The organism is Streptomyces flaveolus, from assembly GCF_044765825.1.
GTDB classification, from domain to species: Bacteria; Actinomycetota; Actinomycetes; order Streptomycetales; family Streptomycetaceae; genus Streptomyces; species Streptomyces flaveolus.
The window spans coordinates 722595-745532 of the sequence record NZ_JBIWKU010000002.1 but is presented as its reverse complement, the minus strand read 5'-3'; the positions used below and the strand labels follow the sequence as shown (position 1 = coordinate 745532).

Here is a 22938-nt window from a genome sequence, read left to right as displayed (position 1 = left end):
CCTCCCGCCGCGCCGTCGGCCCGGCGGAACCGTTACCCCGCTCTCCGGTGGCAACCTGGACGGCATGGGCAAGACCGCACTGATCGTCATCGACATGATCAACACCTACGACCACAAGGACGCCGATCAGCTGATCCCGTCCGTGGAACCCGTGGTGCCGGTAGTGACCGGCCTCCTGCGCCGGGCGCGGCACAGTGACGTACCCGTGATCTACGTCAACGACAACTTCGGCGAGTGGCGCTCGCACCACGGGGAGATCCTCGACAAGGCCCTGTCCGGGCCCCACGCCCGGCTCGTGGAGCCGCTGCGCCCCGACGAGTCCTCGCTCTTCGTGGTCAAGGCCCGCCACTCGATCTTCTTCGAGACCCCGCTGACGTATCTGCTCCACGAGCAGGGCATCGACCGGCTCGTGCTGTGCGGACAGGTGACCGAACAGTGCGTGCTCTACTCGGCACTCGACGCGCACATCCGCCACCTCGACGTCGTCGTGCCCCGGGACGCGGTCGCGCACATCCACGCCGACCTCGCGGACGCCGCACTGCGGATGATGCAGCGCAACATGGGTGCCCGGGTGTGCGACAGCGACGAGCTGTGGGCGTGAGGAAACCGCCCCGGGTCACATCCGGTCGGCGACGTGGTGCAGCTGGTGCGCCAGGCTCGGGCGCCGCGCGACCGTGAGGGTGTCGTCGCCCCGGGTCCGTGACCGCATGTGCTGTCCCCTGCCGACGGGGCCCGCGCCGATGCACGGCGCCGGTCCCGCGCGCGGTGACGGCCGTCGTGGTGGCGGGGGTGGCGGCTACAACACTGCGGCGCTCCTGGCTTGTTGTTCTCACCCGGCCGACCCCGTCGGGGGCGTCCGCGTGCTCCGTCCGGCGCAATGCGGACGCGATGGGTGCGGCGGCCCGCCGTCACGTGGTGTAACAGTCTTTGTATGATCTGTAGACGACATGCTCATACGAGCGCACGCGCCGGATCGCACGGCCGCGGCATCCCGTCCGTCCTGGTCGCCCTCGTCGCCGCCTCCGCACTGGGGACGGCCACCCAGGCGGCCGCCTCGCCCTCGGTGCTCCGCGCGACGGACTGGGACGCCATCGCCGAGTGCGAGTCCAGCGGAAACTGGAAGGCGAACACAGGAAACGGCCACTACGGCGGCCTGCAGTTCCGGCAGTCGAGCTGGAAGGCGGCCGGCGGCCTCAAGTACGCCCCGCGCGCGGACCTGGCCACCCGCAAGGAACAGATCAAGGTGGCCGAGCGCCTGGCCCGCATGCAGGGGATGTCGGCCTGGACCTGCGCCTGACCCCGCCCGGCGCCGACGAGCGGACGGCGCCGATGCCTCCTGTGCGCGGTCCGGGGCAGACTGGTCATGAGACCCGTCCGGTCCCGGCAGGCAGAGGAGGGCTCGGCAGCCATGAGACGTCCCCCGGGGAACCGCCTCGCCGACCCGCGCGCACGGCTCGGCGACATGATCTTCTCCAGAGTGGCGGGGCCCGAGGGCCGGGACAACCGCGCCCGCATCCACGGCACGCCCGGCCCCCGCTGGTTCGGTCCCGACCGGCCCGTCAGGCGGGTGCACGGTGACGCCTCGATGTTCATCGGGGGCCTGTCCGCCCTGCTGCTCCAGTCGCTCCACCCCCTCGCCATGGCGGCCGTGTCGGCGCACTCCGGGTTCCGCGGAGACCCCTGGGGCCGACTGCAGCGGACCAGCACCTTCCTGGCCGTCACCACCTTCGGAACGGCCGACAGCGCCCAGGAGGCCTGCGACCGGGTGCGGGCCGTCCACGACAGGGTGCGCGGCACCACCGCCGCCGGGGAGGAGTACCGCGCGGCCGATCCGCACCTGCTGTGCTGGGTGCACGTCGCGGAGGTCGACAGCTTCCTGCGCGCACACCAGCGCTACGGCGCCCGGCCCCTGGACGACGAGGGCTGCGACGCCTACGTGGCCGACATGGCACGCGTCGCCACGGCGCTCGGCGTGCCCGACCCGCCCGTCGACCGCGCCGGTCTCGCCGAGCGGCTGGCCGCCTACCGCGGCGAGCTGCGCGCCACCGGCGAGGCACGCAGCACCGCCCGGTTCCTGCTGCTGAACCCGCCCGTCCCGCTCCTCGCCCGGCTCCCGTACGGCGTCATCGCCGCCAACGCGGTCTCGCTGCTGCCGCGGTGGGCCTCGCGCGCCCTGTGGCTGCCACGGGTGCCGCCGGCCGAGGCGGTCTGCGTACGGCCGCTGGGCACGGCCGTCACCGCCGGGATCCGCTGGGCGATGACCCCGCCCCGCGACGCGGCGTAGCGCCCGGCCGCGCCGACGGGAGGGAGCGTCAGTCTCCCGGCCCCGGATCCGGCCGCACCGGCTTCCGCAGGCCCGCCCGGGCCGCTTCCAGCTGGGCGGCGAACGCGATGCCGAGGAAGAGCGCCACCGCGGTCAGGTTGGCCCACAGCAGCAGCGCGATGAACGCGGTCAGCGGACCGTAGACGGCACCGAACGCGCCGCTGCGCCCGACGTACAGCGCGAGCAGCCACGTCGCGGAGACCCACAGCACCAGATGGACCGCGGAGCCGAAGGCCAGCCAGGTGTAGCCCGGCTGGTCGCGCCGCGGCGACCAGCGCAGGATCACCGCGGAGGCGACCCAGGCCAGCAGCAGTCCCGCGGGCACCTCGAGGGCGCCCCACCAGCCGGCGCCGCCACCCGCGCCGCCGACCGACTCCGCCACCGCGTCCCCGACGGCCTCACCGGCGACGAGCACCAGGAACCCCAGCACCATCGGCAGCCCGGCGGTGAGCGCCAGGACCAGCGCCCTGCCGTACTTGCGGGGGAAGGGCCGGTCCCGCTCGATGCCGTAGATGCGGTTGGCGCCCCGCTCGATCTGGCCCATGGCCGACGCCAGGTTCAGCAGCGCGAACCCCAGGCCCAGCCACAGCGCGAGCGTGCTCCAGGCGTCGCTGTCGGCGCTGCGCCGGGTGCCCTCGAACGCCTTCTCCACGACATCCGCACTGGCACCCGGGACGATCCGGCCGAGCGTGAGCTCGACGACCCGGCCCACACCCTCCGTGTGCACCGACGTCGCGAGGCCCACCAGCACGACGGTGAACGGCACCAGGCCGAGGACCACCTGGAAGGCGAGGGCCCGGGCGTTGGTGAAGCCGTCCGCGTAGCGGAACCGGGCGAAGGAGTCGGTCAGCAGCCGCAGGCCGCCGTACCGTCTCAGCGCGGTCAGGGCCTCGTCGCCGGAGAGTTCGTCCCCGATCATGTCCCGCGTCTGCGGCACGTGCACGGCGGTTCCCACGGTCGGCTGCTCCTCGGGTCGGGACGGGCGGGGTCTTCCACCGTCCGGATGCCCCGTGAACGCACGGAGCTGCGCGGAGTGGACGACCGACCTCGCCCCGCACGGGGGAGGGCCCCTCGCCGACCGGTCCCGCAGGGATGGCGGGAGCGTGCGAGGGCGGCCCCGGACGTATCGGCGTGCGGAACGTCCGGGACCGCCCGTCGGCTCCCCCGCAACTGGTTGCCCAGGCCCCGTCACGCGGAAACGGGGCCCGGCGGTCAGCGGCACAAGTGCACGCCCACGGGTTACCCCGGTCAACCCGGTGTGACCACCGCGGTCCGGTCCGCCCGCAGGTCACGGCCGCCGACGGGGCCGACGGCGGCGGGGCGCGGCAGACCGTAGTGCTCCCGCAGCGTCGTGCCCTCGTACGCGGTGCGGAACAGCCCGCGCGCCCGCAGGACCGGCACCACCTGGTCGGCGAAGAGGTCGAAGCCGCCGGGCTGCCAGGGCGGCATGATGTTGAAGCCGTCGGCCGCTCCGTTCTCGAACCACTCCTGGATCTCGTCGGCGACCTGCTCCGGCGTCCCGGCGACCACGCGGTGCCCGCGGGCACCCGCGAGACGGTGCAGGAGCTGACGGACCGTCGGCTGCTCGCGGTCGACGATGTCCAGGACGAGTCGGAACCGGCTGCCGTTGCCGCGTTCGCCCCGGGTCTCGATGAGCCGGCGGGGCACGGGACCGTCCAGTTGGTCCTCGCTCAGCTCGAGGCCCAGCAGCCGCTGCAACAACTGGAGCGAGTACGCGGGCTGCGTCAGTTCGTTGAACTCCTCGTGCAGGGCGCGGGCCTCCGCCTCGGTCGAGCCGATGAAGGGGCTGATGCCGGGCAGGACGATCACCTGGGCCGGGTCACGGCCGAGCGCCGCCGCCCGCGCCTTGAGATCGGCATAGAACTCCTGTCCGCTGCACAGCGTCTGATGGGCCGTGAACACCGCCTCGGCGTACGCGGCGGCGAAGGAGCGGCCGTCCGCGGAGGAGCCGGCCTGGACCTGGACCGGGCGGCCCTGCGGGGAGCGGGGGAGGTTCAGCGGTCCGCGGACCTTCAGATGGCGGCCCGTGTGGTTGATCTCGTGGATGCGGTCGGTGTCGGCGAACAGACCGGTCCTCTGGTCGGCGACCAGGGCCTCGTCCTCCCAGCTGTCCCACAGCTTCGTCACCACGTCCACGAACTCCCGTGCGCGGTCGTACCGTTCGGCGTGGACCGGGTGCTCGTCGAGGCCGAAGTTCCCGGCCGCCTGCGGGGCGCCGGTGGTGACGATGTTCCAGCCGGCCCGGCCCCCGCTGAGGTGGTCCAGCGACGAGAAGAGACGGGCCAGGTTGTAGGGCTCGAAGTAGGTGGTCGAGGCGGTGGCGATCAGCCCGATGCGCTCGGTGGCCGCGGCGACGGCCGACAGCCAGGTGAACGGCTCCAGCCGGAAGCGGCTGGCGTAGCGCACGTTGTCGGCCAGGGAGGGGCCGTCCGCGAAGAAGACGGCGTCGAACGCGGCCCGTTCGGCCCGGCGGGCGAGCTCCTGGTAGAAGCGGATGTCCAGCAGCCGCCCGGGGTCGGTGCCGTGGTGACGCCAGGCGGCCTCGTGGTGGCCGCCCGGGTAGACGAACAGGTTCAGATGCAGTTTCCGGGCGCTCATGCCGCGCTCTCCTCCTCGACGTCCACTCCCAGCCGGGTGAGCAGCCGGCCGCGCAGGGCCGCGTACTCGGTACTGCCGTGGCGGCGCGGCGCCGGGAGATCCACGGACAGGTCGGCCGCGATCCGGCCGCGGTCCAGCACCACGACCCGGTCCGCGAGCGCGATGGCCTCGTCGACGTCGTGGGTGACGAGGAGTACGGCCGGCCGGTGCCGCTCGCACAGGCGCCGCAGCAGGGTGTGCATCCTGATCCGGGTCAGCGCGTCCAGGGCGCCGAACGGCTCGTCCGCCAGCAGCAGTTGCGGCTCGCGTACGAGGGAGCGCGCCAGCGAGACCCGCTGCTGCTCGCCGCCGGACAGCTCCACCGGCCACGCGCGTTCGCGCCCCGCGAGCCCCACCTCGGCGAGGGCGTCCCTGCCCCGCGCCTCGGCGAAGGGCCCGTCCAGGCCGAGGACGACATTGTCGAGCAGCCGCTTCCAGGGCAGCAGCCGGGCGTCCTGGAAGACGACGGAGACATGGTCCGGCCGGGTGAGGCCGCCGCTGCCCGCCACCTCGTGGTCCAGCCCGGCCAGTGCCTTCAGCAGGGTGCTCTTGCCGGAGCCGCTGCGGCCGAGCAGCGCCACGAACTCGCCCGGCGCGATGGACAGGTCGAGCCCGTCCAGCACGCGGCGTTCGCCGAAGGAACGCACCAGGTTCTCGATGCGGACCGCCGTGCGGCCCTCGGTCCGGTTCAGCCCGCCAGGGTGCGTCGCCATGACAGGGCCCTCCTCTCCACGAGTCGTACGAAGGCATCGGAGAGGAGGCCGAGCAGGCCGTACACGACGAGCCCGACGATGATCACGTCGGTCTGTCCGTACGTCCGCGCGAGCTCCATCATGTAGCCGATGCCGCTGGTGGCGTTGACCTGTTCCACGACGACCAGGGCGAGCCACGCGGCGGTCACCGCGAAGCGCATGCCGAGCAGGAACCCGGGCAGGGCGCCGGGCAGGACGACGTGGCGCACGAAGGCGAGCCGGCCCAGCCGCACGGTCTCGGCGAGTTCGGCGTAGCGGCTGTCGATGGTGCGCAGCCCGTTGTGCGTGTGGATGTACACCGGCACGAACACGCCGAGCGCGATCGTGACGACCTTCATCGTCTCGCCGATGCCGAACCAGAGGATCAGCAGCGGTATCAACGCCAGCGAGGGGATGGCCCGCTTGATCTGCACCGGCCCGTCGATCACGGCCTCGCCGAACCTGCTGAGCCCGGCCACGAGGGCGAGCAGCAACCCGCTCACCACGCCGAAGAGAAGCCCGAGGAGGGCCCGCTGGGCGGAGGTGGCCAGGTGGGAGGGGAGCTTGCCGCTGTCGATCAGGTCGCCGGCGGTGCCCGCGATGGTCCACGGCGCGGGCAGGCTGCGGACGTCGATGAGGCCGAGGCCGGTGCCCGCCGCCCAGAGTGCGAGCAGCAGCGCCGGGCCGATCACCCACCCGTAGGGCACCGGCCGGCCGGGACCCAGGCGCCTGCGGCGCGGCCGGCGCGGGACGGTGGCCGCGGGGGCGGTCGCCGCCTGCGGTGCCTTCTTGTCGAGGGCCGTGGTGCTCATGACGGTGTCCCTTCGTCGGTGCGGGCCACGCCGGCGACCGCGTCGGCGGCCACCCGCTCGTAGCGGCGGTCGAAGAGGAGGTCCGCCTTGAAGGGCTCGCGGTCCTGCTCCTTGGCCAGCAGGTCGATGGTCTGCTGCTGACGGCGGATGGCGTCGGTCCAGTCCGCGGGGATGTCCGGGTGGCCGGCCCGCCGCACCAGGTACGCGCCGTCCTCACGGCTCAGGCCCTGGTCCTTGACGTAGTAGCCCGCGACCCACTCCTCGGGATGGGTGTCGACCCAGATCTGGGCCCGCGCCCAGAACGTGACGAGTTCCCTGACCGCAGCCGACTTCTGCGGGTCGGCGACGGACTCGGTGAGGGCCCACAGATGCGTCGGGTCGTCCCGGAGTCCGTGCTTGACGGTCGTGGCGCCCTCCTTGCCGTAACGGGACAGGTAGCGCTTGATGTTGACGTCCGCGATGGGGGCGGCGTCCACCTGCCGGTTGCCGAGGGCCGTGGGATAGACGTCGCCGGTGCTGGCGAGTTCGACGAGTTCGACGTCCTGCCGGCCGAGGCCCGCCTTCTGCAGGATGCGCAGGACCAGCGCGCCCTGGGCCTGTCCCGGACTGTAGGCGATCTTCTTTCCGCGCAGGTCCGCGAGCGTGCGGATACCGGCGCCGGGTGCGATGCCGAGTTCGTAGATCGGGTTCTTGACCGGGTCCTCGCGGAACTTCGCCGCCACCAGCTTGGTGTCGAGGCCCGTCCAGTGGGCGTTGATCGACGGGATGTCCGCCGCCGAGCAGATGTCCAGGGCGTCGGCACGGAACGCCTCGGAGCACTGGGGGCCGCCGCTGGTGTTGGCCCACTTCACCTTGAAGGGCAGCTTGTCGATCTGTCCCGACAGTTCGAGTGCCACCTTGAGGTCCGGTGCGCCGACCGTGAGCGTGGTGTCACGGGACACCGCGGCCGGGATCGCCTCGCCGGAGACGTCCTTGCTGCTTGCGGTGGTCTGCGGCGGGTTCACGCAGGAGGCGAGGGCGAGGGAGACGGTCAGCGTCAGCGCGGCGAGGGCGCTCGGCCGCCGGAATCCGGGCAGGGGTGTGCGAGGGGTCATCATGGCCTTCACAGAGAGAAAGCGCCCTGGGGGAGGAGGGCGGGACGCCGATGCGGTGAGAACGCATACGGACGGCGGGCAGTGGGGCGGTGGAGCTCAGCTACACACCGCGGTGGCGACGCGCATCAGATCGATGGCCCGCCTCTTCTGGAGCTGCCGGGATGTCCGCATGCGCCGGACGTTATCGACGCCTCGGAAACGGGGTCAAGGCCCCTCGGCCCGATCCCCCGTCACTGCAACGACCCGTTCGCCGGTGCGCCATGCTGCGGAAACACGTCGTGCTTCCGCGACTAGCGACGCGTCCGGTTCTCGGCGTGGGTCCGCGGGCCCGAATAAGCCGACCAGCGGCCGTCGCGCCGGGTGACCGTGATGTCGCGGCCGAAGCAGGTGGTCAGCAGGGAATCGGTCAGCACGTCACACACCGGCCCCCGGGACAGGATCCGGCCCTCCCGCAGCAGCAGGGCGTGGCTGACCGCCGGGAACAGCTCCTCCAGATGATGGGTGACCGTCACGGTGGCCAGGTGCGGGCGCCCCTCGGCCAGCTGGTGCATGGCCTCCACGAGGTCCTCGCGGGAGGGCAGGTCCAGCGCGTTGAACGGCTCGTCCAGGAGCAGCAGCGCCGGATCGGCCATCAGCGCCCGGGCGATCAGGACGCGCGCCCGCTGCCCGCCGGAGCAGACGCCGTACGGCCGGTCCGCCAGCTCCTTGATGCCCAGCTCCGTCAGCAGGTCGCGGGCGCGGAGCCGGACCTCGTCGTCGTACGTCCGCCACAACGGCTGCACCGTGCCGCTGTGCCCGGTGAGCACGACCGTGTGGGCGCTGAGGTCCTGCGGCACCCGCTGGGCCGAGGTGACGTGGCCGATGCGGGCCCTCAGCTCCCGCACGTCCACCCGGCCGAGCCGGCTGCCCAGCACCTCCACGCTTCCGGTCGTCGGGTGCATCAGGGCGCCGAGCAGCCGCAGCAGGGTGGTCTTCCCGGCCCCGTTGGCCCCCAGCAGCGCCCAGTGCTCTCCCGGCCGGACCGTCCAGTCGATCCCGTCGAGGATCAGCTGGTCCGTCGTGTGGCGGCGTACGCTCACGTCCTCGAGGAGGAGCACGGCCGCCTCGGGACCGTTCACCTGGGATCGCGCTGTCTGCCCGGCCATACAGGAGCTCCTCCACTCGCGACGCCGTCGTTCACCCGTGCACGGTAGATGCATCCACCATGCTCCTGCCGGGGAGTCCGGTTCGTGGACGCGGCCGCGCCCGCCCCGGGTGCGACGAGGGCGGGCGCGGAACGGGAACGGGCGGGGGAGAGGTCAGACGCCCGCCACGGACTGGATCCACGAGCGGTAGGCGGTCACGTTCGTGTACGCCGTCGTGGTCTGCCGGTCGCTGGTCGAGGCGACGCCGACCTGGACGCCGCCCGCCATCATCGGGCCGCCGGAGTCGCCGCCCGCGGTGATGCCGTCGACGGGGCGCGCGCAGATCGCCGAACCGTAGTGGGCGTCGTAACAGCCGTTGGTCACGCTGACGTCGGCGACCTTCAGGTACGGGGACTGGCAGTTGATCTCCGAGCCGCACCGGGAGGTGGCGCCCCAGCCGTAGACCTGCACGGTCTGGCCCACCCGCACGGTGCCCGGCTGTCCGAGCCGCGCGTAGGAGGCGGAGACGGAACGGTCCAGCCGGACCAGCGCCAGGTCGGCCGAGGGGTGGGTGGTGGTCTGCACACCGTTCGCCACCGTGCCGCCGGACCGCTGGTCGAGGCTGCCGATGCGGAAGGCCAGTCCACCGCCGCCGACGCAGTGCTTGGCGGTCAGGATCCAGTTGGGGGAGATGATGGTCGAGGTGCAGGTCTCGGCGCCGTTGGAGAACAGCCGGGCCGCCCAGGGGGCGTTCTGCGCGTAGCCGCCGCCGATGATCGGCTGGGGCCCGCCGGCGCCGGGCCGCTGCTCCGCGGCGGAGGCGCTCGGCGCGAGGGCGAGGACGGACAGCAGGACAGTCAGCACGGCGGGGACGAGTCTGGTGATGCGCAAGGCTCCTCGATTCCGACGACACGCGCCGCGGCGCGTGAGATGTGTGGGGACGGCCCAGCATGTCGGCCGGGACTCCGGCAGCACCACTACCGGCTTTCCATAACGCGCCCTTATGGCGAGGGACTTGGGGCGGGAAGCGTGGTGGGGCGGGACCGGGGTGGGGCAGGCACTACCCCCGCTCCACCCCCTGGACCGATGGCCGCCGCCCGGGCGGACCTCCTACCGTGAGCCGCATGCATCCTCGCAACGTGTGGCAGGCCATGTCCCGGCCCGGCTTCCTGCTGTCCCCGTGGCCGTGGCGCGCGGCCGGGTACCTGCTCACCGGTGTGCCGGCGGGCGTCGCCGCTCTCGTGGGCATCGTGACCACGGCGGTGCTCGGCACCGTCCTCTCCCTCGTGCTGGTGGGCCTGCCGCTGCTGCTCCTGACCGCCCTCGCCGGCCTCCCCGTGGCCCGCGTCGAGCGCCGTCGGCTGCGCCTGGTCGACGCCGGACCCGCGCCGGACCCGCACAGCACGGGCGCGGGCAGGGGACCGTGGGCGTGGCTGACGACGCGGCTGCGGGAGCAGGCGACCTGGCAGGAGCTCGGCCACGCCCTGCTGTTCGCGGTACTGCTGTGGCCCCTGGACGCCCTCGTGCTCACCGTCGCCCTGCTCTTCCCCCTGTCCATGGCGTCGACCCCGCTGGTCATGGCCACGATCGGCGACGGCGAGGAGGCGAAGGTGCTCAAGCAGTGGACGGTCACCACCTGGCCGGCCGCCTGCGGCTTCGCTCTGCTCGGGCTGCTCCTGCTGGCCCTGGGCGCCTACGTCCTGGCCGCGGCGGCGGGCGCCCGGGCCGAGCTGACCCGGCTGCTGATCGCCCCGCGCGGCGGCGGCCCGGACGCCAAGGTGGTCGAACTGACCCGTTCCCGCGTGCGGTTGGTGGACGCCTTCGAGGCGGAGCGCCGCCGCATCGAACGCGACCTGCACGACGGGGCGCAGCAACGTCTGGTCGCGCTGACGATGACCCTCGGCCTCGCCCGCCTGGACGTCCCGCCCGGCCCGCTCGCGGATCAGCTCGCCAAGGCCCACGGGGAGGCGGGACGGGCCCTGGAGGAGCTGCGCGAACTCATCCACGGCATCCACCCCAAGGTCCTCGCCGACTACGGTCTCGAAGCCGCCGTCGCCGACGCCGCCGACCGCTCCGCCGTCCCGGTCGACGTGGACCTGGAGCTGCCCGGACGGCTGCCGCAGGCCGTGGAGGCGGCGGCCTACTTCGTGGTGTGCGAGGCCCTCGCCAACGTCGCCCGGCACAGTGGGGCGAGCCGGGCGGAGGTGCGCGGCCGGCACCGCGGCGGGCGGCTGCTCCTCGACATAGGGGACGACGGGCGGGGCGGTGCCCGGGCGGGGGAGGGCAGTGGGCTGACCGGGCTCGCCGACCGGGTGTCGGTGCTCGATGGCAGACTCTCCCTGTCCAGCCCGCCGGGCGGACCGACCCTGTTGCGTGTGGAGATGCCGTGCGAGTGGACCGAGCGCTGCGCGTAGTGCTGGCCGAGGACAGTGTGCTGCTGCGGGACGGGCTCATCGCCCTGCTCGACCGCTGCGGGCACCAGGTCGTCGCGGCGGTCGGTGACGCCGAGGCACTCGTCGCCGCGGTCGAGGAGCACGCCCCCGACGCCGTCGTCACGGACGTCCGCATGCCCCCCGGCTTCCAGGACGAGGGCCTGCACGCCGCGGTGCGGCTGCGGGAGAAGCGGCCCACGCTGCCGGTGCTGGTCCTCAGCCAGTACGTGCAGCGCGCCTACGCCGCCGAACTGCTGGACTCCGGCGACGGGACGGGCGTCGGCTATCTGCTGAAGGACCGGGTCGGCCAGGTCGAGGAGTTCGTCGAGGCCCTGTCCGAGGTCGCCTCCGGCGGCACGGTCGTCGACCCCGAGGTCGTACGGCAGTTGCTGCGCCGCCGCCGGGATCCGCTGGAGCGGCTCACCCCGCGCGAGCGGGAGGTGCTGGCGCTGATCGCACAGGGCAAGTCCAACGGCGCTGTCGCCCGCGAACTGGTGGTGTCCGAGGCGGCCGTGGGCAAGCACATCGGCAACATCCTCACCAAGCTGGACCTGCCCCCGGCCGACGAGACCCACCGCAGGGTGCTGGCGGTCCTCGCGTATCTGCGGGCGTGAGGCAGGGCGGCGCCGGTCAGCGCAGCAGCAGCTGGACGAGCGCGACGGTGCCGATGGTCACGACGGCGGCCCGCAGGACCGCGGGGCTGAAGCGGCGGCCCACCTTGGCCCCGAGGAAACCGCCGAGCCCGGAACCGGCCGCGATGAGCACGACGGCCGTCCAGTCGAACTCCGCCGCGAAGAGGAAGAAGAGCGCGGCGACGGTGTTGACGACGGCCGCCAGGACGTTCTTCACGGCGTTCAGGCGCTGCAGGGGCTCGTCGAGGAGCATGCCCATCAGGGACAGGTAGATGATCCCCTGCGCGGCGGCGAAGTAGCCGCCGTAGACGCTGGCCAGCGTCAGACCGGCGAACAGCAGCGGGCCGCCGTCGCGGCGGGCGACCTCACCCGTCCGTTCGCGGCGCCGGCGCACCAGGGCGGAGAGCCGGGGCTGGAACGCGACCAGCACGAGGGCGAGTCCGACCAGGACGGGCACGATCGTCTCGAACGCGTCGGCGGGCAGGGACAGCAGCAGCGTGGCTCCCGCGAGACCCCCGAGCAGGGCGCCGGCACTCAGCCTCAGGACGCGCCCGCGCTGGCCGCGCAGCTCCTCGCGGTAGCCGATGGCCCCGCTGACCGAACCGGGGATGAGACCGAGGGCGTTGGACACCGTCGCGGTGACGGGCGGCAGGCCCGCGGCCAGCAGGACGGGGAACGTGATCAGCGTCCCCGAGCCGACGACGCTGTTGACCGCCCCGGCCCCGACGCCCGCGGCGAACACCGCCGCCATGACCTCCGGCGTCACGCCGTACCGCCCGGGACCGGCGGGACGCTCCGCCGGAAGGTGTCCTGTGCATCTGTCACGCGGCCGACTGTACCCACCGCGTACGACATGATCGTTGTCGGTCTCCAACAGGTCCTGCACGCACACTTCTTGACGTAAATTCACAAGATCCGACGATGATACGATCACCGCGTTTGCGGAGCGGGCGGATGGGTGAAAGACGGCATCCCCGACTTCAGGGACGGCCCGCGCAGCAACCCGGCGCGTGCGGTCCGCCGGGCCGCCCGCACGGACGGGAATTCAGCAAGCCGTCAGTCGCCTGAAGAGAGTCTTATGACGGAATACACAGGGAACCCACTGGTGTGGGTCCTCCTCGTCGCCCTCGTCGCCGCCGCCGTGCTCATCAGCCGTCAGCGCAGGGCTGCCCGAGCGTTGCGGCAGGAAGTGCGGGGCCTGAAAGACCACTACACGGAGCTGGAGAACGATTACGGGAAGTCCGTGCGGGCGGCTCAGGAACAGGCCGAGGACGAGACGAAGACCGTCCTGAAGTCCGCCATGCGCACCCTTCAGGGCCTGGCCGCCGAACAGCAGCTGGTCCTCACCCGGCTCCAGACCAAGTACGGCGACTCCGCCCTGCTGCAGGACCTGCTGGAGATCGACCACACCAACTCGCAGTTCGGCCGGCGCGCCCAGTCCATCGCCGTGCTGTGCGACGGCTGGCTGGGCGGCCGGCGCGACACCGCCTCCGTCTACGACGTCGTCCGCAGCGCCCAGGGCCGGATCCGGCACTTCCGGCGGGTGGAGATCCTCTCCCAGGTCGATTTCGGCATCACCAGCCGGGCCGTCGAGCCCGTCGCCCTGGCCCTCGCCGAGCTCCTCGACAACGCAACCAGCTACTCCAGCCCGGACACCGTCGTCGAGATCAACATCCGCACCGTGCCCAAGGGCATCTGCGTCGTCGTCGACGACGCCGGTGTCGGCATGAGCGACGAGGAACGCACCCGCGCCGAGAAGCTGCTCTCCAGCGAGCGCGCCTCGGGCGTGGCGGGGCTGGGCAACCCCCCGCAGTTCGGCTTCGCGGTCATCGGCCTGCTGTGCGAGCGCTTCGGCTTCGAGGTGTCGGTGGACTCCTCCTCCCCCTACGGCGGCGTGCGCGCGGTCGTCCTGCTGCCGCACGAACTGCTCACCGCCATGCCGGAGAAGAAGACCCCGGCCCCGGCCGCCCCGGGCACGGCCCGGCCGGTCCTGGACGGCGGGCCGGAAGCCTCGCTCACCTCGTCCCAGACCAGTGACGGCCTTCCCCGGCGACGCCGCAAGCGGCCGATGGCCATCGTGCCCGGCAACACCCCGGCCCCGCGCCCCGCCGGCCGCTCCGAATCCGAACAGGCACAGATCATGGGTGCCTTCCAGCGGGGCACGCAGTCCGGCCGCGTCAGCCGGTCGCAGGACCCGGACCGGACGAGCAGAACACCTGGTGCAAGCAGCGAAGGACATGGAGTCTCGTGAACGACGATCTGTCATGGATGCTCGACAGCGCCCTGGAGATTCCCGGGGCCCTGCACGCGGTCCTGATATCCGCCGACGGTCTGTTGATGGCCCGGACGCAGGACTTCGACAAGGACGACGCGGACCGGGTCGCCGCCGCGATGAGCGGCGTGCAGTCGCTCAGCCGGACGCTCGCCTTCTTCTGTGAGGACCCGCACCAGGCGTGGCGGCAGACCCTGGTCGAGTTCGACGGCGGCTGGGTGTTCCTGATCTCCGCCGGCGAGGGCGCCTACCTCGGCGTCTCCGCCTCGCCCGAGGTCGACATGGCGGACATCACCTTCCGCATGCAGCAGCTCGTCGCCCAGCTCGGCAAGCGCCTGACGACACCGCCGCGCGAGAACCTCGGCGCCCACTCATGACCGGCCACGACGGCTGGCAGCCGGAAGCCGCGGAATTAGTACGGCCGTACGTCATCACCAAGGGCCGCGGCCTGCCCGACGACGAGCAGCTCTCCCTCATCACCCTGGTCACCGCGTCCGCCGACCACGCGCAGCGGCCGACCCGGCTGTCCCCCGAGGAGCAGAGCCTGCTGGACCTGTGTTCCGCCGGCTACCTCTCGGTCGCCGAGATCGCCGGGCACAGCCACCTGCCGCTGGGCGTGGTGCGGATCCTGCTGGCCTCCCTCATGGAAGGCGGCTATCTCATGACCCGCCCGCCGGTGGCCCGCGCCCGCCTCGCGGACAAGGAGATCCTGGAGGAGGTGCTCAATGGTCTCCGCGCCAAGTTTGGATGAGCAGGCCTACGTCCGCGGCGGAGCGACCCAGACCGCGGTCAAGATCCTCGTCGTCGGGCACTTCGCCGTCGGCAAGACCACCCTCATCGGGTCCATCTCCGAGATCGAGCCCCTGTCCACCGAGGAGACGATGACGCAGGCCGCCGAGTCGGTCGACGACCTCAAGGGGGTCCAGGGCAAGACCACCACCACGGTCGCCATGGACTTCGGCCGTCTGACCATCAGCGACCGCGTCGTGCTCTACCTCTTCGGCACCCCCGGCCAGCAGCGCTTCGTCCAGATGTGGGAGGACATGGCCCGCGGCGCGCTCGGCGCCCTGGTGCTGGTCGACCCCGAACGGCTGGCGGACTCCTTCCCGGTGATCGACCTCATCGAGCAGTACGGACTCGAGTACGCCATCGCCGTCAACCACTTCGACGGCGCCCCGCTGCGCGACGAGGCGGCACTGCGCGAGGCCCTGGACCTGCTCGACGACACCCCCGTCGTCACCTGCGACGCCCGCGACGAGAGGTCCTCGGCCGCCGCACTGACCACTCTGGTCCGCTACTTGCTGGACCACACCCGCTAGGAACTGAGAGCAACATGGACGCTCACGACACGGTCCCGGTGCCCCCGCCCGGGTGCCCTGCCCACGGCTCCGGCGGCCGGGTGCCGCTGTACGGGCCGGAGTTCGCCGCCGCCCCCCAGGCGTACTACGACTACCTGCGCCACTACGGGCCCGCCGCACCCGTCGAACTCGCGCCGGGCGTGGAGGCGACGCTGGTCACCGACTACGCCGCGGCCCTGCAACTGCTGCAGGATTCCGGGACCTTCCGCAAGGACGCGCGCCGCTGGCGGGCCTTCAACGAGGGCAAGGTCGCCCCGGACAGCCCGGTGGTCCCGCTGCTCGCCTACCGGAACAACTGCATGTTCTCCGACGGGGCCGACCACCTGCGGCTTCGGCAGGCCGTCACCGACAGCATGGCGCGCGTGGACACCCGGCGGCTGACCCGGAGCACCGAGCAGATCTCCGGCTACCTCATCTCCCAGTTCGCCGCCCGCGGTTCCGCCGACCTGCTCGGCGACTACGCCAAGCAGCTGCCGCTGTTCGTGTTCAACGAACTCTTCGGCTGCCCCGCCGACATCGGCGACCGGGTGCTGTTCGGCATCTCCGGCATGTTCGACGGGGTCAACGCGGAGAAGGCCACCGAGGTGCTGTTCCAGGCCGTCGGCGAACTCGTCGCGCTCAAGCGGGGCAAGCCGGGTGACGACGTCACCTCCTGGCTGATGCAGCATCAGGCCGGTCTCACCGACGAGGAGATGGTCCACCAGCTCGCGCTGCTGCTGGGGGCCGGCGCGGAACCGCTGCGCAACCTCATCGGGAACACCCTGCACCGGCTGCTCACCCACGACCGGTACGCGCGTGAGGGCGGTCTCATCGACGAGGCCCTGGACGACACGCTGTGGGAGAACCCTCCCATGTCGAACTACGCACCGCACTACCCGGCCGGTGACGTCGAACTCGCGGGGCAGCCACTGCAGTCGGGCGACCTGGTACTGGTCAGCTTCGCCGCGGCCAACACCGGACCCGCTCTCCGGGCCGCCCGGCAGGCCGGCAGCAACCGCGCCCACCTGGCGTGGAGCGCGGGCCCGCACGCCTGTCCCTCCAAGGAACCGGCCCGGCACATCACCGTCACCGCCATCGAGAACCTGTTCAACGAGCTGCCCGACGTCGAACTCGCCGTCCCCGAGGACAGCCTGACCTGGCGGCCGGGCCCCTTCAACCGTGCCCTCGCCACCCTCCCGGCCCGCTTCACCCCGGCGCAGTCGGGCAGGCGCTCCGACGTCCGGAGCGGTCCCGGGGCAGCAGCGCAGGAGGTCACGGCCGTACCGGCGCGCACGCCCGAACGAGGAGGCATGTGGAGCCAGTTCCTCAACTGGCTCACCCGGTGATATCCGCAACATCTCCACAACCTGCCGCTTTCGCATAAACGTTCAACGGCACGGGTAGTGAGCACGCGGCTCAACGTTGCTCACGAGTAGAAGGAGGTGTCGTGGACCACATATCCACGAACGCCGCTTCCCCGCCGCCGGTCTCCCCGATACCCGCCCGAACGGGCGGGTATCGTTTTGTGCGCCTGCGACGAGGGTCAGGCCGGTGACGGGGGAGTTCACGGGTGGCGGGCCGCCGAGCACTCTCGGCGCCTTCACGAGCGGTCAGTTGCGAAGACTCGGCGCGGTCGCGGGCCTGTCCGGGACCGACGTCGACACCTACGCGCGCGTCCTGACGGACGCTCTGGGAGCGCAGAGCGACCGGTCGCTGGCGTTGCCGCCCCCCAACCGCACCTTCCTGTCCGACGACCACACCCCGGTGGAGTTCTCCCTCTCCTTCCAGCCGGGCGCGGCCCCCGCACTGCGGGTGCTCCTGGAACCAGGCTGCGGCGCAGACAGCCTGGCTCACAACGGTCGGGTCGGGCTCGAGACGGTGCGGGCGATGGCGAAACGCTGGAACTTCACCACCGGCCCGCTCGACGCGGTCCGGGACCTGTTCCTGCCGCGCTCCCCGCAGGGCCCCCTGGCCCTGTGGTGCGCGCTGGAACTGCGGCCCGGCGGTGTGCCCAAGGTCAAGGTGTACCTGAACCCGGCCGCCTCCGGGCCGGAACGCACCGTGGAGACGGTGCGCGAGGCCCTGCACCGGCTGGGGCACCGGCGGGCCTTCGCCACGCTCCCCGCCGCCGACGGGTATCCGTTCGTCGCGCTCGACCTGGGGGACTGGGAGGAGCCCCGGGTGAAGGTCTACCTGCGGCACGACGACCTGACGGCGGGCCGGGCCGGACGGCTGTCCCGGATGGACCCGAGCCCCCACCCCGCCGCGATCGAGGACTTCTTCCTCACGGCCGCGGGCGCCGCCACCCGGGTGGCGCGGCTCGACGGGCGGCCCGGCCTGACGTGCCACTCCTTCACCGACACCGGCACGGCACGGCCGAGCGGCTTCACCCTCCACATCCCCGTCCGGGACTACGCCCGGCACGACGGGGAGGCCCTCGCGCGGGGCGTGAGCGTGCTGTCCCGGTACGGCGTGGGCAGCCCCGTGCTCGGCCGGGCCCTGGCCGCCGTGACCGGGCGCCGGCCGGAGCACGGCGTGGGCCTGATCGCCTACCTGGCGCTGGCCCACCAGCAGGACCGCGCGCCGCGGGTGACGGCGTACCTCTCCTCGGAGGCGTACGCGGTCAGGCCGCCGGCCGTCCGGGAGGTGCGGGACCCGGTGGCGGTGCGCTGAGCGAAGCGCTCAACAGGGCCGAGGGCCCCTCGGTGGACGTCACCGGGGGCCCTGGGCGTGGACGGGGCGCGTGGGCGCGCGCGGCGGCTACACGTTGAGCGTCTCGCGGAACTCGCTCAGGTAGGGGCCCACGTCGACCTGGATCGAGGCGCCCCGGGTCCTGCCGTAGCGCTGGGCGATCCCGTCGAGGTACGCGCCGATCTCCTCGCGCATCTCGTCCGCCCCGGGCAGCGCGGCCTCGCCGTCGATGATCCGCGTCACCCACTGCGCCTGGGCCTCCACGAGCCGGGTGATCGCGCCCACGGGCCGTACCAGGCCGACGAAGTACAGACCGGGCCGGCCGGCCGGGACGACCCGCCGGTACAGCTCCACCGCGCCGTCCGGCCCCAGCGGGCAGCCCGCGGGCAGGAAGGGGAAGGTCATGTGGAAGCCGGTGCAGTAGACGACCGTGTCCGCCTCCACGGCGGTGCCGTCGGTGAAGACGACCCGGCCGCCGTCGAAGGAGTCGATCGCCGGCTTCGGGGTCACCGCGCCGTGCCGGATCCGGCTGAGGATCTCGTCCGAGAGGGTCACGGCCGAGGAGAAGACGGGATGGTCAGGCTCGGGGAGACCGTAGTCGGCGAGCCTGCCCCGCGCGACGAGCAGGGCCTGCTCCACGAAGCGGCGCTGCTCGGCGAAGGACATGGCGGACCACCAGGGCGCGTCGGCGATCTCGTCGACGGACATCCCGAAGAGCTGCTTGGGCACGATGTGCAGTCCCCGGCGCACCGACAGCACGGTCTGCGCGGCGTGCCGGGAGAGGTCCGCCGCGATGTCCACCGCCGACGCTCCCAGGCCGACCACGACGGTGCGCTGGCCGGCGAAGTCGCTGCCGTCGCGGTAGTCGAGGGAGTGCAGGATCGTTCCGCCGAAGGAGTCCGCGCCCGGCGGAAGGGGGTCGGGCAGGGCGGGCTCGCTGTGGTGCCCCGAGGCGACGATCACATGCTCGAACCGCCTCGACGTCACCTCGCCGTCCGCGTCCCGGCTGACGACCGTCCATCTGCCGTCCGCGTCCTGGCGTACCGAGACCACCTCGGTGCGCAGCTCGACACGGTCCAGCACCCCGGCCCACTCGGCGAACGCCCGCAGATAGGCGGCGACATCGCTGTGCCGCGGATAGAGGGGGTACGACGACGGCATCGGGAAGTCGGCGTAACAGGTCAGCTGCTTGGCCGTGTTGAGGTGCAGTGACAGATAACCCGGGCCCCGCTCTCCCGCCTGCGGCTGACGCCAGATCCCTCCGACGTCGGGAGCCTTCTCCAGGCAGAAGAACTCGATACCGCGGTCGTTGAGGGCACGGGCCACCGCCAGCCCCGACAGACCGGCACCGATCACACACACTCGCACGGGCTTTCCCCTCAGGACGGACACAAACCTCCCCCGATCATGCATTCATTGCCCATCCGTGTCTCCGTGCACACCAGTACGCAGGGCGAACCGCTGTGTCCGTACTCACGTTTCGCCCGGCGCGGGCCGACGGCCGGCGTCCCGCGCCGGACGCACGGTCACGACCGGCGGAGATCCTTCACCCGGCGCAGCTTGCCGACCGAACGCTCCAGCGTCTCGGGGTCGACGACGGCCACCTCGACGGTGATGCCGACACCGTCCTTCACCCCCTGGCCGATCGCCCGCGCGGCGGCCTCGCGCTGCTCGGGACCGGCGTCCGGGCGGGCCTCGACCCGGACGACCATGTGGTCCATGCGCCCGCGCTCGGTGAGCTGGATCTGGAAGTGCGGCGCCACACCGGGGGTGCGCAGCACGATCTCCTCGATCTGGGTGGGGAAGACGTTCACCCCGCGCAGGATGATCATGTCGTCGCAGCGGCCGGTGACTTTCTGCATCCGGCGGAAGGCGGGCCGGGCGGTCCCGGGCAGCAGCCGGGACAGATCACGGGTGCGGTACCGGATGACGGGGAGTGCCTCCTTGGTGAGCGAGGTGAAGACGACCTCTCCCTCCTCGCCCTCGCCCAGCACCGCGTCCGTGAGCGGGTCGACCACCTCGGGGTAGAAGTGGTCCTCCCACACGTGCAGCCCGTCCTTGGTCTCCACGCACTCCTGCGCCACGCCCGGGCCGATCACCTCGGACAGGCCGTAGATGTCGACGGCGTGGATGTCCATGCGCTCCTCGATCTCGCGGCGCATCTCCTCGGTCCACGGCTCGGCGCCGAAGATGCCCACCTGGAGGGAGCTGGTGCGCGGGTCGATGCCCTGCCGCTCGAACTCGTCGAGCAGGGTGAGCATGTACGACGGTGTCACCATGATGATCTCGGGCCGGAAGTCCTGGATGATCTGCACCTGCCGGGCCGTCATGCCTCCGGACGCGGGGATCACGGTGCATCCGGCGCGTTCGGCGCCGTAGTGCGCGCCCAGACCGCCGGTGAACAGGCCGTAGCCGTACGAGATGTGGACCTTGTGTCCCGGGCGGCCGCCGGCGGCCCGGATCGAGCGGGCGATGACGTCCGCCCACATGGACAGGTCGTTTTCCGTGTAACCGACGACGGTCGGGCGGCCGGTGGTGCCGCTGGAGGCGTGGACGCGCCGCACCTCGGACATGGGGACGGCGAACATGCCGAAGGGGTAGGTGTCCCGCAGGTCGGCCTTGGTGGTGAAGGGGAACCGGGACAGGTCCGCCAGGCTGCGGCAGTCGTCGGGCTTCACCCCGGCCGCGTCGAACTTCTTCCGGTACAGCTCCACGTTCTCGTAGGCGTGCCGCAAGGTCGCGCGCAGACGGTCGAGCTGGAGCGCGCGCAGCTGCTCGCCGGTCAGACGCTCGCCGTCGTCCCGCAGGTCCTGGGGGAGGGGTGCCCCGAGACGGGAGGCAGGGGCCGCGGTGGCCGTGGGTCCGCCGGTCGTCGGTTGGCTGCTCATCGCGACTCCTTCGTCGTGCCCGGCGTTCCGTCCGCAGCCGGATCCGCCGTCGTGTCCTTCGTCGAGTCCCGGACGCTGCGGCTGCGCCCGCGGAACTCCGCGATCACTTCCTCGCCGCGCCGCACGCTCACGTCGTAGACGCCGCTGCGGCCGTACCGGGTGCGTTCCTCGGCGGTCGCCACGAGCACGTCGCCTTCGCGCGCCGGGGCGACGAAGACGATGTCGGCGCCGGCGGCGACGGTCACGGGTCCGTGGCTGTTGCAGGCGCAGGCGAAGGCGGTGTCCGCGAGCAGGAACAGATAGCCGCCGTGGGCGATCCGGTGGCCGTTCACCATGGCCGGGGTCACGGTCATGCGGACCACGGCGGTCCCGGTGCCGCACTCGAGCAGCTCGATGCCGAGGCGACGGGACGCCTCGTCCGCGGCGAACATCACCTCTGCCGACGTCGTCGTCCCAACGGCCTGTGCCACGACTTCCACCACCTTGTTTCCCGACCGAACATTCGGTTACCGTGCGGCACGGCCTAGTAATCCAGCCACTTCGTGGCCTGTCAAGAGCACGGACGCCCCTCCTGCATCCCTCGGTCGGGGAGGTCGCCGACCGCAGGTCTTGCCCGGCCCGGGGAAACACGTCAGACTGGTACCGAACGAATGGTCGGTAGGGGAAGCTGGTATCGATGACCACGACACACGCCGCCGAGGCACCGCCCCCCGAGGGGCTGCAGGAGCACTTCGACGCGACGATCGCGCACGACCAGCGGATCGAGCCGCGCGACTGGATGCCGGACGGCTACCGCAAGACCTTGATCCGGCAGGTCGCGCAGCACGCGCACTCGGAGATCATCGGCATGCAGCCGGAGGGCGAGTGGATCACCCGGGCGCCGTCGCTGCGCCGCAAGGCGATCCTCTTCGCCAAGGTCCAGGACGAGGCCGGTCACGGGCTCTACCTGTACTCGGCGGCCGAGACCCTCGGCGCCGACCGCGCGGACCTCACCGAGCGGCTGATCGAGGGCCGGCAGAAGTACTCGTCGATCTTCAACTACCCGACCCTCAGCTTCGCCGACGTCGGCGTGATCGGCTGGTTCGTGGACGGCGCCGCGATCTGCAACCAGGTGCCGCTGTGCCGCAGCTCCTACGGGCCGTACGCACGCGCCATGGTGCGCATCTGCAAGGAGGAGTCCTTCCACCAGCGGCAGGGCTACGAACTGCTGATGACGATGATGCGCGGCACCGACGCCCAGCGCGAGATGGTGCAGGACGCGGTGAACCGCTGGTGGTGGCCGTCCCTGATGATGTTCGGCCCGTCCGACGACAACTCGCCCAACTCGGCGCAGTCGATGGCCTGGAAGATCAAGCGGCACAGCAACGACGAACTGCGCCGGCGCTTCGTCGACATGACCGTCCCCCAGGCCGAGAAGCTCGGCGTCACCCTGCCCGACCCCGAGCTGCGCTGGAACGAGGAGACCGGTCACCACGACTTCGGCACTCCCGACTGGGACGAGCTGATGCGCGTCATCAAGGGCGACGGCCCGTGCAACGCGCAGCGGATGGAGCGGCGGCGCACCGCCCACGAGGAGGGCGCCTGGGTCCGCGAGGCGGCCACCGCCCACGCGGCCAAGCAGGCCACCCGTACGGAGAAGGGAGCGGCGGCATGACCTCCGCGAAGCAGGACTGGCCGCTGTACGAGGTCTTCGTGCGCGGCAAGCGCGGCCTCAACCACGTCCACGTCGGCTCGCTGCACGCCGCCGACGACGCGATGGCCCTCACCCATGCCCGGGACCTGTACACCCGGCGCAACGAGGGCGTGAGCATCTGGGTGGTCCGCTCCGAGCACATCGCCGCCTCCACGCGCGACGAGAAGGACCCCTTCTTCGCCCCCAGCGCCGACAAGGTCTACCGCCACCCCACCTTCTACGACATCCCCGACGACGTCCCCCACATCTAG

The 22938-nt window shown here is 72.1% G+C and carries 24 protein-coding genes; 13 read left to right on the top strand and 11 right to left on the bottom strand.

Annotated features, from left to right (window positions below; all coding sequences use genetic code 11):
• Nucleotides 1-64 precede the first annotated feature (64 nt).
• From ACIRG6_RS08795 to ACIRG6_RS08785, 3 genes are all read left to right on the top strand, one after another.
• A complete protein-coding gene (locus ACIRG6_RS08795) occupies nt 65-601 on the top strand; it encodes a cysteine hydrolase family protein (RefSeq protein WP_318217032.1) in 537 nt (178 codons plus the stop codon).
• 330 nt (nt 602-931) lie between these two features.
• A complete protein-coding gene (locus ACIRG6_RS08790) occupies nt 932-1297 on the top strand; it encodes a transglycosylase family protein (RefSeq protein WP_364679329.1) in 366 nt (121 codons plus the stop codon).
• Between the two features lie 111 nt (nt 1298-1408).
• Entirely contained in the window at nt 1409-2284 is an 876-nt protein-coding gene (locus ACIRG6_RS08785) for an oxygenase MpaB family protein (RefSeq protein WP_364820519.1), read from the top strand.
• A 28-nt stretch (nt 2285-2312) separates the two neighbouring features.
• Here the strand turns inward: ACIRG6_RS08785 and ACIRG6_RS08780 are convergent, their stop codons facing one another.
• From ACIRG6_RS08780 to ACIRG6_RS08750, 7 genes are all read right to left on the bottom strand, one after another.
• Entirely contained in the window at nt 2313-3278 is a 966-nt protein-coding gene (locus ACIRG6_RS08780; RefSeq protein WP_318217029.1) for a YihY/virulence factor BrkB family protein, read from the bottom strand.
• Nucleotides 3279-3571: 293 nt separating this feature from the next.
• Nucleotides 3572-4942: an LLM class flavin-dependent oxidoreductase gene (locus tag ACIRG6_RS08775; protein ID WP_403321682.1), complete on the bottom strand. Its 1371-nt coding sequence runs from the start codon at nt 4940-4942 to the stop codon at nt 3572-3574.
• Nucleotides 4939-5694, bottom strand: coding sequence for an ABC transporter ATP-binding protein (locus ACIRG6_RS08770; RefSeq protein WP_403321680.1), 756 nt, complete (start codon nt 5692-5694; stop codon nt 4939-4941). The genes ACIRG6_RS08775 and ACIRG6_RS08770 overlap by 4 nt, the downstream gene beginning before the upstream one ends.
• On the bottom strand, nt 5670-6524 hold the full coding sequence (locus ACIRG6_RS08765) for an ABC transporter permease (protein WP_403321678.1): 855 nt from the start codon (nt 6522-6524) through the stop codon (nt 5670-5672). The genes ACIRG6_RS08770 and ACIRG6_RS08765 overlap by 25 nt, the downstream gene beginning before the upstream one ends.
• Nucleotides 6521-7621 (bottom strand): ABC transporter substrate-binding protein, encoded by a 1101-nt coding sequence (locus ACIRG6_RS08760; protein ID WP_403321675.1) that lies wholly within the window; start codon nt 7619-7621, stop codon nt 6521-6523. The genes ACIRG6_RS08765 and ACIRG6_RS08760 overlap by 4 nt, the downstream gene beginning before the upstream one ends.
• 287 nt (nt 7622-7908) lie before the next feature.
• A complete protein-coding gene (locus ACIRG6_RS08755) occupies nt 7909-8763 on the bottom strand; it encodes an ABC transporter ATP-binding protein (RefSeq protein WP_403321673.1) in 855 nt (284 codons plus the stop codon).
• Nucleotides 8764-8916: 153 nt separating this feature from the next.
• On the bottom strand, nt 8917-9633 hold the full coding sequence (locus tag ACIRG6_RS08750; RefSeq protein WP_403321671.1) for a S1 family peptidase: 717 nt from the start codon (nt 9631-9633) through the stop codon (nt 8917-8919).
• A gap of 233 nt (nt 9634-9866) precedes the next feature.
• Between ACIRG6_RS08750 and ACIRG6_RS08745 the strand changes: the two genes are divergently transcribed.
• Both ACIRG6_RS08745 and ACIRG6_RS08740 read left to right on the top strand, forming a co-directional pair.
• Entirely contained in the window at nt 9867-11156 is a 1290-nt protein-coding gene (locus tag ACIRG6_RS08745) for a sensor histidine kinase (protein WP_403321669.1), read from the top strand.
• Entirely contained in the window at nt 11156-11788 is a 633-nt protein-coding gene (locus ACIRG6_RS08740) for a response regulator transcription factor (protein ID WP_189229802.1), read from the top strand. Before ACIRG6_RS08745 ends, ACIRG6_RS08740 begins: the two co-directional genes overlap by 1 nt.
• Nucleotides 11789-11804: 16 nt before the next feature.
• Here the strand turns inward: ACIRG6_RS08740 and ACIRG6_RS08735 are convergent, their stop codons facing one another.
• A complete protein-coding gene (locus tag ACIRG6_RS08735) occupies nt 11805-12557 on the bottom strand; it encodes a sulfite exporter TauE/SafE family protein (protein ID WP_365022996.1) in 753 nt (250 codons plus the stop codon).
• A gap of 327 nt (nt 12558-12884) precedes the next feature.
• On the opposite strand from ACIRG6_RS08735, the gene ACIRG6_RS08730 reads away from it, so the two are divergent.
• The 6 genes from ACIRG6_RS08730 (at nt 12885) to ACIRG6_RS08705 (ending at nt 18088) form a co-directional block, all read left to right on the top strand.
• Nucleotides 12885-14057: a sensor histidine kinase gene (locus ACIRG6_RS08730; RefSeq protein WP_364679307.1), complete on the top strand. Its 1173-nt coding sequence runs from the start codon at nt 12885-12887 to the stop codon at nt 14055-14057.
• Nucleotides 14054-14455: a roadblock/LC7 domain-containing protein gene (locus ACIRG6_RS08725; RefSeq protein WP_189229366.1), complete on the top strand. Its 402-nt coding sequence runs from the start codon at nt 14054-14056 to the stop codon at nt 14453-14455. The genes ACIRG6_RS08730 and ACIRG6_RS08725 overlap by 4 nt, the downstream gene beginning before the upstream one ends.
• Nucleotides 14452-14829 (top strand): DUF742 domain-containing protein, encoded by a 378-nt coding sequence (locus tag ACIRG6_RS08720; RefSeq protein WP_239770828.1) that lies wholly within the window; start codon nt 14452-14454, stop codon nt 14827-14829. Before ACIRG6_RS08725 ends, ACIRG6_RS08720 begins: the two co-directional genes overlap by 4 nt.
• A complete protein-coding gene (locus tag ACIRG6_RS08715) occupies nt 14804-15397 on the top strand; it encodes a GTP-binding protein (RefSeq protein ID WP_189229368.1) in 594 nt (197 codons plus the stop codon). Before ACIRG6_RS08720 ends, ACIRG6_RS08715 begins: the two co-directional genes overlap by 26 nt.
• 14 nt (nt 15398-15411) lie before the next feature.
• Nucleotides 15412-16761 carry a cytochrome P450 gene (locus ACIRG6_RS08710; protein ID WP_364820509.1) on the top strand — a complete coding sequence of 450 codons (1350 nt, stop codon included), beginning with the start codon at nt 15412-15414 and terminating at the stop codon, nt 16759-16761.
• A gap of 205 nt (nt 16762-16966) precedes the next feature.
• On the top strand, nt 16967-18088 hold the full coding sequence (locus tag ACIRG6_RS08705; RefSeq protein WP_364679301.1) for a tryptophan dimethylallyltransferase family protein: 1122 nt from the start codon (nt 16967-16969) through the stop codon (nt 18086-18088).
• Between the two features lie 87 nt (nt 18089-18175).
• Here the strand turns inward: ACIRG6_RS08705 and ACIRG6_RS08700 are convergent, their stop codons facing one another.
• From ACIRG6_RS08700 to paaI, 3 genes are all read right to left on the bottom strand, one after another.
• Nucleotides 18176-19474, bottom strand: coding sequence for a flavin-containing monooxygenase (locus tag ACIRG6_RS08700; RefSeq protein WP_403321664.1), 1299 nt, complete (start codon nt 19472-19474; stop codon nt 18176-18178).
• A gap of 158 nt (nt 19475-19632) precedes the next feature.
• A complete protein-coding gene (paaK, locus tag ACIRG6_RS08695) occupies nt 19633-20994 on the bottom strand; it encodes a phenylacetate--CoA ligase PaaK (protein WP_364679295.1) in 1362 nt (453 codons plus the stop codon).
• Entirely contained in the window at nt 20991-21425 is a 435-nt protein-coding gene (paaI, locus tag ACIRG6_RS08690) for a hydroxyphenylacetyl-CoA thioesterase PaaI (RefSeq protein ID WP_239771122.1), read from the bottom strand. Before paaI ends, paaK begins: the two co-directional genes overlap by 4 nt.
• Before the next feature lie 245 nt (nt 21426-21670).
• On the opposite strand from paaI, the gene paaA reads away from it, so the two are divergent.
• Complete coding sequence (paaA, locus tag ACIRG6_RS08685) at nt 21671-22648, top strand: 1,2-phenylacetyl-CoA epoxidase subunit PaaA (RefSeq protein WP_403321661.1); 978 nt, start codon at nt 21671-21673, stop codon at nt 22646-22648.
• Complete coding sequence (gene paaB / locus ACIRG6_RS08680) at nt 22645-22938, top strand: 1,2-phenylacetyl-CoA epoxidase subunit PaaB (RefSeq protein WP_077797331.1); 294 nt, start codon at nt 22645-22647, stop codon at nt 22936-22938. The genes paaA and paaB overlap by 4 nt, the downstream gene beginning before the upstream one ends.